Genomic DNA, 692 nt, shown 5'->3' with positions numbered 1-692 from the left:
TGTGTGTGTATTTGGCTTTGTGTCATTCACCAAATTAGCTGTTCGTGAAATGCCTGATATTGAGAGCCCAGTCGTTTCTATCAGCACGCGTTATGAAGGCGCGTCGGCGACCATTATTGAAAGCCAAATCACCTCCGTATTGGAAGATCAGCTTTCTGGGATCAGTGGCATTGATGAAATCAGTTCCACCACTCGTAACAGCATGTCACGCATCACGATCACTTTTGAGTTAGGTTACGATCTGAATACTGGGGTGAGTGATGTGCGTGATGCCGTTGCTCGTGCTCAGCGCTCGTTACCTGATGAAGCAGATGACCCAATTGTTTACAAGAACAATGGTTCGGGTGAAGCGTCCCTTTACATCAATCTAAGTTCTTCTGAAATGGACCGCACACAGCTGACGGATTATGCCGAGCGTGTTCTGATGGATCGTTTCAGTTTGATCACGGGTGTGAGTTCTATCGATCTCTCTGGCGGTTTGTACAAAGTCATGTACGTGAAACTCAAACCAGAGCTTATGGCTGGTCGTGCGGTCACGGCATCGGATATTACATCAGCTTTACGCAGTGAGAACCTAGAAAGCCCGGGTGGTGAAGTTCGCAACGAATCGACCGTGATGTCGGTGCGTACAGCTCGTACTTATAACACGCCTGAGGACTTCCAATATCTTGTCATTAAACGTGCAAGCGACA

The 692-nt window shown here is 47.7% G+C and carries 1 protein-coding gene; it reads left to right on the top strand.

Features of this window, described 5'->3' with window-relative positions:
- Position 1 precedes the first annotated feature (1 nt).
- Positions 2-692 (top strand): efflux RND transporter permease subunit (locus R7Q48_RS27580; protein ID WP_318133456.1); only part of this gene is annotated, 691 nt, incomplete at its 3' end.

It is taken from the genome of Vibrio sp. 378, from assembly GCF_033339435.1.
Note: the sequence above shows the minus strand (reverse complement) of the source record. Positions and strands in the feature narration are given on the sequence as shown.